Below are 7,350 nucleotides of genomic sequence, written 5' to 3' on the forward strand. Positions count from 1 at the left end.
TGATAATGACTTTATTCGCTTTACGCGTTATCGGCCCAGTGGAGAAAAAGTTTACCGAAAAAATAAAAAACCGATGGCGCAATAGAAGAGGGAAAAACCGCGTTAATTACCCTATTGCTGAATATGCAAAAAAAAATAAAAAATATCTAAAGGTTGTAAGGGGAGGGCCGATACCTGATGAGACGGTGGTTGACGCCGTGGGCAAAGCAGCCCGAACCTTTTAACTACGTTGCGAAGATCGCAACTGACTCGTAAGGAAAGCATATAATGGCACAAGTAATTAACACCAACAGCCTGTCTCTGATGGCGCAGAACAACCTGAACAAATCACAGTCTTCTTTGGGTACTGCGATTGAGCGTCTGTCTTCTGGCCTGCGTATCAACAGTGCTAAAGACGACGCCGCGGGTCAGGCAATCTCTAACCGTTTCACTGCTAACATCAAAGGTCTGACCCAGGCTTCTCGTAACGCCAACGACGGTATCTCTCTGGCGCAGACTACTGAAGGCGCTCTGAACGAAGTTAACGACAACCTGCAGAACATCCGTCGTCTGACCGTACAGTCCCAGAACGGCTCTAACTCTGATAGCGACCTGAAATCTATCCAGGACGAAATCACCCAGCGTTTGTCTGAAATTGACCGTATCTCCCAGCAGACCGACTTTAACGGCGTGAAAGTACTGAGCAAAGATCAGTCTCTGACCATTCAGGTTGGCGCTAATGACGGTGAAACTATCAGCATCGATCTGAAAAACATCAACAAAGACACTCTGAACCTGACTACTTTCGATGTTTCTGATAAGAATAACAAAGTTGGCGCAGTAGTTAACAGTGTAGCTGAGACTAAATCTGTTACTGCAACCGTAGGTAAAGACGCATCTGGTGCTGATATCGCAGACAAAACAAAAGCTTCGGTAGTTAGCTACACCGAGGCTGGTGAAACTAAATATGCAATTAAAGATACAACGGGTACTGCCAAGTACTATGCGGCTACAAAACAAGATGATGGTTCATTCAACTATGATACAGCTAAGGATGTAACAGCTGCCGCTGGTACTAATACAGCTGTAACCGATGTTGACGTTAAAACTGGCAAAAACGTAAATGTCAAAGGTCTGTCTTCAGGTGATGAGTTGCACTCTTTCACTGACAGCACTGGCGCATCAAAATATGTTGTTAAAACCACCGGTACTGATGGTAAAACAATGTACAAAGATGCAACTGTAGCTGCTGACGGCACTGTGACTGCAACAACTGAAAATAAAAACGTGATCAACCCACTGAAACAGCTTGATGATGCACTGTCTCAGGTTGACGGCCTGCGTTCTTCCCTGGGTGCGGTACAGAACCGTTTCGATTCTGTTATCAACAACCTGAACAGCACCGTGAACAACCTGTCTGCTTCCCAGTCTCGTATTCAAGATGCTGACTACGCGACCGAAGTGTCTAACATGAGCCGTGCAAACATCCTGCAACAGGCTGGCACCTCTGTTCTGGCACAGGCTAACCAGTCTACTCAGAACGTGTTGTCCCTGCTGCGTTAATCGACTCTCCTCGATTAACCTGTCGCAAAGAACCCCGCTCCGGCGGGGTTTTTTTATGGTCGCGCGCTGCGTGGATGTTGCATGGCGCAAATAAGGCCTGTTTTGTACGACTGTTCAGCCGATTGGCATTTTGCCCCCTACGGATAATAGCGCTGACTCTCTTATCCGCAGGTTTTAGACATAGTGAGCGATCTGTATACCGCCGAAGGCGTGATGGACAAAAATTCTCTCTGGTTGCGCTACGTACCGTTAGTGCGCCACGAGGCGTTGCGCCTGCAAGTCAGGTTGCCCGCCAGCGTGGAGCTTGACGATCTGCTGCAGGCAGGCGGAATCGGGTTGTTGAACGCCGTTGAGCGTTATGACGCCCTGCAAGGAACAGCCTTTACCACCTACGCGGTGCAACGCATCCGCGGTGCCATGCTCGATGAGCTTCGCAGCCGTGACTGGGTGCCGCGCAGCGTGCGTCGCCATGCGCGTGAAGTCGCGCAGGTGATGCGACAACTGGAACAGCGGCTAGGCCGGCCGGCCAGTGAAGTAGAGGTCGCACAGACGCTGGATATATCACTGGATGAGTACCGTCAAATTCTGTTGGACACCAATAACAGCCAGCTTTTTTCCTACGACGAATGGCGGGAAGAGCATGGCGAAAGCGCGGAACCGCTGCTGGAAGGGCACGAAGAGGCCAATCCGTTACATCATCTGTTGGAGGGGAACCTGCGCCAACGGGTGATCGACGCCATCGAGGCGTTGCCGGATCGCGAGAAAATGGTGCTGACGTTGTATTACCAGGAAGAGTTGAATCTGAAAGAGATCGGCGCCGTGCTGGACGTGGGGGAATCGCGTGTCAGCCAATTGCATAGCCAGGCGATTAAACGCCTGCGTGCGCGTCTGGCGAGCGAAAACTGACATGTCTTCAACCGTTACCCTTCAACCTGATCACCATTGCGATAATCGGACTGTCCCTATGCCAGGAATATTATTGAAAAAACGGCCGCTGAGCCGTTATTTGAAAGATTACAAACACAGCCAGACCCACTGTTCCCAGTGTGGCAAGCTGTTGGATCGTATGGCCTTAGTGTTTCGCGGCAAGATCATTAACAAAGACGCGATTGCGCGCATGGACCAGCCAATTGATGACCATGTTTGGCTGAATGTGCAAAATGAACTGACCGCGTTGTGCCGTTTCTGCAGCGAGATTTCCTGTAATAGCCATCCGAGCTATTTCGACATTATGGCGTTTAAACAGTACCTGTTTGAGCAGACCGAAATGAGCCACAGCACCATCCGCGAATACGTCGTGCGCTTGCGCCGGTTGGATGAGATGTTGGTGGAGCGCAACTACCCGGCAGACAAGTTCGCCAACAATGCCAGCCATCAGCGCATTATCGAAGAGCTGCCTTCTGCGGCACATAACAATTACCGTATTGCCCTGCGTAAATACGACCAGTATCTCGCCTGGCAAAAAAGCTATTGATCTGCTCTCCCCGGCGCACCAGCCGGGGTTTTCGTCTATCCCCCATCACGAATAAAGAGTGATTATTAAGTCCACATCTGCTAAATCTATCTTTTAGATGTTGATACTTTATTCCCTGGGGGAAGTTGTGAATCTGCAACAACAACTGGCGCAGTTCCCGCGCCTCGATTTTGTCGGCTCTGCGACACCGCTCGAAAAACTGTCTCGCCTTTCAGATTATCTCGGCCGTGAAATTTACATCAAACGTGACGATGTCACGCCGATGGCGATGGGCGGTAACAAGCTGAGAAAACTGGAGTATCTGGCTGCTGATGCTTTGCGTCAGGGCGCAGATACGCTGGTGACTGCCGGTGCTATTCAATCTAACCACGTGCGCCAAACGGCAGCGGTAGCGGCCAAGCTGGGCTTGCACTGCGTGGCGTTGCTGGAAAATCCGATCGACACCAAAGAAGAAAACTACCTGACCAATGGCAATCGCCTATTGCTTGGGCTGTTCAATGCGGAAGTGGTGATGTGTGATGCGCTGCACGATCCCCAGCAACAGCTCGCCGATTTGGCGATTCGTCTTGAAGTGCAAGGTTTCCGGCCTTACGTGGTGCCTGTGGGGGGATCTAATGCATTGGGTGCGCTAGGTTACGTCCAGTGTGCACTGGAAATTGCCGAGCAGAGCCGCCGCAGCAACGTCGAATTTAGTTCTATCGTGGTAGCTTCCGGCAGTGCCGGTACACATGCCGGACTGGCGGTTGGCCTGCAGCAACTGTTGCCGGAGGCTGAGCTGATTGGTGTGACCGTATCACGCAAGGTGATTGATCAACTGCCCAAGGTTGAGCTGATCCAAAAAGCGCTGGCCTGTTCGTTAGACATCGACGAACTGAGCCCCATCCAACTGTGGGACGATTACTTTGCGCCGCAGTATGGAATGCCAAATGAAGAAGGCTTGGCGGCGATACAGCTGTTAGCACAGCAGGAAGGGGTGTTATTGGATCCGGTATACACCGGCAAAGCGATGGCTGGCTTGATTGACGGCATTGCCCAACAGCGTTTCCGCGATGACGGCCCGATTCTGTTTATTCATACCGGCGGTGCGCCAGCGTTGTTTGCCTACCACCCGCAGGTGTGAACGCAATCTGTTATTCCATTTTGAACTATATTTATAAGGTTATATTCCTTCATGCAGGCGGTCACACTGTTAAAGTGCTGATATCAAAAAAGATAAACAACAGATGGGGTGTTTATGGTCTTTTCTAAAGTTCGTCGTCAATTGCTAATGGGCGTGATGACCGTGGCACTGACAGCTGGGTTGAGCACGCAAACCTATGCCGCCGATAACCTGCTGGAGCAGGTAAAGCATCACGGGACGCTGGTGGTTGGGCTGGAAGGCACCTATCCGCCGTTCAGCTTCCAGGGGGAAGATGGCAAGCTGACGGGCTTCGAAGTGGATTTCGCCAATGCACTGGCACAGCATCTTGGTGTTAAAGCCAAACTAAATCCGACCAAGTGGGACGGTATGCTGGCCTCGTTGGATTCCAAACGTATCGATGTGGTGATCAATCAGGTGACCATTTCTCCAGAACGCCAGAAGAAATACGATTTCTCCACGCCTTACACCGTCTCCGGTATTCAGGCGCTGGTGAAGAAGGGCAATGAAGGCACCATCACCAAGCCGGAAGATCTTAAGGGCAAGAAAGTCGGTGTCGGTCTGGGCACTAACTACGAACAATGGCTGCGCGACAACGTGCAGGGTGTTGACGTGCGTACTTATGATGATGACCCAACCAAGTACCAGGACCTGCGCGTAGGCCGTATCAACGCTATTTTGGTTGATCGTCTGGCCGCATTGGATCTGGTGAAGAAAACCGGTGATACCCTGGCCGTCGCCGGTCCGGCGTTCTCTCGTCAGGAATCAGGCGTTGCGGTTCGCAAAAACAACCCGGAACTGCTGGCCGCGATTAACCAGGCCATTGCCGAGATGCAAAAAGACGGCACGATGGCGAAGATTTCTGAGAAATGGTTTGGCGCGGACGTAACTAAATAATGCACGAAAGTATCCAACTGGCGCTGGATTCAGCGCCATTTTTATTGCGGGGCGCGATACTCACTCTCCAGCTCAGCCTGGGGGGCATGGCGCTTGGCTTACTGCTCGGTTTTGTGCTGGCGCTGATGCGTCTTTCGCCGTTATGGCCGCTGTCCTGGCTGTCGCGCATTTATGTGTCGCTGTTCCGCGGCACGCCGTTGATCGCGCAGCTATTCATGATTTACTACGGTTTGCCGCAGTTCGGTATCGAGTTTGATCCCTTCCCGGCGGCGTTGATTGGCCTGTCGCTCAATACGGCAGCCTATACCTCAGAAACCCTGCGAGCGGCAATTTCGTCGATCGAAAAAGGGCAGTGGGAAGCCGCGGCCAGTATCGGTATGACCCGCTGGCAAACGCTGCGCCGGGTGATCTTGCCGCAGGCGGCGCGTACCGCATTACCGCCATTGGGCAACAGCTTTATCGGCCTGGTGAAAGACACCTCGCTGGCGGCGACCATTCAGGTGCCGGAGCTGTTCCGTCAGGCGCAGCTGATTACCTCGCGCACGCTGGAAGTCTTTACCATGTATTTGGCGGCGTCGTTGATTTATTGGGTGATGGCGACGTTGCTCTCAGCGCTGCAAAACCGTCTGGAAGCCCACGTAAACCGCCAGGATCAGGAGTAATGCATGAGTGCCATTGAAGTAAAACAATTGACCAAGAAATTTAAAGGTCAAACGGTGCTACATGGGATTGATCTGGAGGTCGGTACGGGTGAGGTGGTCGCGATTATCGGGCCCAGCGGCTCGGGTAAAACCACGTTGCTGCGTTGTATCAACCTGCTGGAAGTGCCGGATTCGGGCACTATTCAGGTTGGTGATATTAAAATCGACAGTTCAAAACCGCTGAGCAAACAGAAAACCTTGGTGCGTGCTTTACGCCAACAGGTGGGCTTTGTGTTCCAGAACTTCAATTTATTCCCGCATCGTTCGGTGCTGGAGAACATTATTGAAGGCCCGGTCATCGTTAAAGGTGAATCAAAGACTACGGCTGAACAACGTGCACGGGCACTGTTGGCCAAAGTGGGTTTGAACGGCAAAGAGTCGGCCTATCCGCGTCGTCTCTCTGGTGGGCAGCAACAGCGGGTGGCGATTGCCCGTGCGCTGGCGATGCAACCGGAAGTGATCCTGTTTGATGAACCGACCTCCGCGCTCGATCCCGAGCTGGTGGGCGAGGTGCTCAACACCATTCGTTCGCTGGCGGAAGAAAAGCGCACCATGGTGATTGTGACGCATGAAATGAGCTTTGCCCGCGATGTGGCCGACCGCGCCATCTTTATGGATCACGGTCGCATCGTTGAGCAAGGTCCAGCGAAAGAACTGTTCGCTAACCCGCAACACCAACGCACTCAACAATTCCTCGATAAGTTTTTGAATCAGTAAGAAGGGGGGCATTTTGTCCCCTGGCTCTCGACTAACCGACTTTCAATAATTCATTACGGGCAGCTGCGGCCAAAAAGGCACTGCGGCTACCGTAGCCCGGATGCTGTTGTACCAGTGAATCGATCCGGTTCAGCAGACGATGCGGCAGGGTGATATTGATGCGTTCCGCACGCCCATCGAACTTATCCATATTGATATCGACCAACAGCCACTGCCCGCCGTTCAGGCTGTCGTTATCCTGTGCCAGATGGAAGGAAACAGCCTGCGGATGCGGAATGGGCTGGTTGTCTTCGCTCAGGAGTTCGAAATGCGCATCCAGTGCGTTTTTGGCGTCCTCAAAGGCTTTGTCGAGGGTATCACCGGCAAAATAGCAGCCCGGCACATCGGGGAAGAAACCGCTGGCGCTGCCATCGTGTTCTGAATGTACATAAGCAGGGTAGAACATAATTTTTCCTGTTAACTTAAGGTGCTCTGTCAGCACAGTCCGGCATCTTTCATGATTTGGCGCAGTGTCCCTGGTTTCAGATCTTTACGCGGGTGTGGAACGGTGATCACCAGGCGGGATCTCGGGTGTTTAAACTGATGATGGCTTCCCTTTATTCGCTCTAAAACCCAACCTTCCCGTTCTAACAGCCCGATCAGTTCTGAACTTTTCACGCACTTACCATCCCTTAATGATACACACCATACACACTCATTGGCAACGAGATTGATACGCTAGCGTTCTGCTGTGGTACAGACAATAAAAAACCCTGCATGAGCGCAGGGTTTGCGGGAAGGTTCGCAGATTGGAGGCGTGCTACCGATTAACCGATCGTCATCAGGCTGGCGTTGGCGCCCGGGGGGGGGGGTTTAAACCTAAGCGCGGGGTGTTTGATCCC

The 7,350-nt window shown here is 52.1% G+C and carries 9 protein-coding genes; 7 read left to right on the plus strand and 2 right to left on the minus strand.

Translation table 11 applies throughout. The annotated features are described in order from the left end of the window. The first annotated feature begins 267 nt into the window (after nucleotides 1–267). The 7 genes from AC2FC2_RS19910 (at nucleotide 268) to tcyN (ending at nucleotide 6,469) form a co-directional block, all read left to right on the plus strand. Nucleotides 268–1,542 (plus strand): FliC/FljB family flagellin, encoded by a 1,275-nt coding sequence (locus AC2FC2_RS19910; protein WP_490659775.1) that lies wholly within the window; start codon nucleotides 268–270, stop codon nucleotides 1,540–1,542. Between the two features lie 183 nt (nucleotides 1,543–1,725). Beyond that, nucleotides 1,726–2,448, plus strand: a complete 723-nt coding sequence (locus AC2FC2_RS19915) for an RNA polymerase sigma factor FliA (protein WP_209635520.1) — start codon at nucleotides 1,726–1,728, stop codon at nucleotides 2,446–2,448. Nucleotides 2,449–2,506: 58 nt separating this feature from the next. Continuing rightward, nucleotides 2,507–3,016 (plus strand): flagella biosynthesis regulatory protein FliZ, encoded by a 510-nt coding sequence (gene fliZ / locus AC2FC2_RS19920; RefSeq protein ID WP_037419066.1) that lies wholly within the window; start codon nucleotides 2,507–2,509, stop codon nucleotides 3,014–3,016. Between the two features lie 127 nt (nucleotides 3,017–3,143). Then, entirely contained in the window at nucleotides 3,144–4,136 is a 993-nt protein-coding gene (locus tag AC2FC2_RS19925) for a D-cysteine desulfhydrase (protein WP_265553841.1), read from the plus strand. A gap of 114 nt (nucleotides 4,137–4,250) precedes the next feature. After that, complete coding sequence (tcyJ, locus tag AC2FC2_RS19930) at nucleotides 4,251–5,051, plus strand: cystine ABC transporter substrate-binding protein (protein ID WP_209635516.1); 801 nt, start codon at nucleotides 4,251–4,253, stop codon at nucleotides 5,049–5,051. Then, a complete protein-coding gene (gene tcyL / locus AC2FC2_RS19935) occupies nucleotides 5,051–5,713 on the plus strand; it encodes a cystine ABC transporter permease (RefSeq protein ID WP_209635513.1) in 663 nt (220 codons plus the stop codon). Before tcyJ ends, tcyL begins: the two co-directional genes overlap by 1 nt. Before the next feature lie 3 nt (nucleotides 5,714–5,716). After that, the gene (tcyN, locus tag AC2FC2_RS19940) at nucleotides 5,717–6,469 is read left to right on the plus strand and encodes an L-cystine ABC transporter ATP-binding protein TcyN (protein ID WP_265553832.1); all 753 of its coding nucleotides are present in this window, start codon (nucleotides 5,717–5,719) and stop codon (nucleotides 6,467–6,469) included. Between the two features lie 31 nt (nucleotides 6,470–6,500). Here tcyN and AC2FC2_RS19945 read toward each other — a convergent pair whose 3' ends face one another. Together AC2FC2_RS19945 and AC2FC2_RS19950 are read right to left on the minus strand one after the other, a co-directional pair. Then, nucleotides 6,501–6,914, minus strand: coding sequence for a type II toxin-antitoxin system HicB family antitoxin (locus AC2FC2_RS19945; RefSeq protein WP_209635509.1), 414 nt, complete (start codon nucleotides 6,912–6,914; stop codon nucleotides 6,501–6,503). 29 nt (nucleotides 6,915–6,943) lie between these two features. Further along, nucleotides 6,944–7,126: a type II toxin-antitoxin system HicA family toxin gene (locus AC2FC2_RS19950; RefSeq protein WP_265553829.1), complete on the minus strand. Its 183-nt coding sequence runs from the start codon at nucleotides 7,124–7,126 to the stop codon at nucleotides 6,944–6,946. Nucleotides 7,127–7,350: the final 224 nt, after the last annotated feature.

The sequence above is a fragment of the Serratia sp. CoH_122_TC_1 genome (genome assembly GCF_058191755.1).

What these genes read in the sequence shown, in the direction of transcription:
- AC2FC2_RS19910 (WP_490659775.1), top strand. Translation starts at nt 268, where the DNA reads ATGGCACAAGTAATTAACACCAACAGCCTGTCTCTGATGGCGCAGAAC.
- fliZ (WP_037419066.1), top strand. Translation starts at nt 2,507, where the DNA reads ATGCCAGGAATATTATTGAAAAAACGGCCGCTGAGCCGTTATTTGAAA.
- tcyL (WP_209635513.1), top strand. Translation starts at nt 5,051, where the DNA reads ATGCACGAAAGTATCCAACTGGCGCTGGATTCAGCGCCATTTTTATTG.
- tcyN (WP_265553832.1), top strand. Translation starts at nt 5,717, where the DNA reads ATGAGTGCCATTGAAGTAAAACAATTGACCAAGAAATTTAAAGGTCAA.
- AC2FC2_RS19945 (WP_209635509.1), bottom strand. Translation starts at nt 6,914, where the DNA reads ATGTTCTACCCTGCTTATGTACATTCAGAACACGATGGCAGCGCCAGC.
- tcyJ (WP_209635516.1), top strand. Translation starts at nt 4,251, where the DNA reads ATGGTCTTTTCTAAAGTTCGTCGTCAATTGCTAATGGGCGTGATGACC.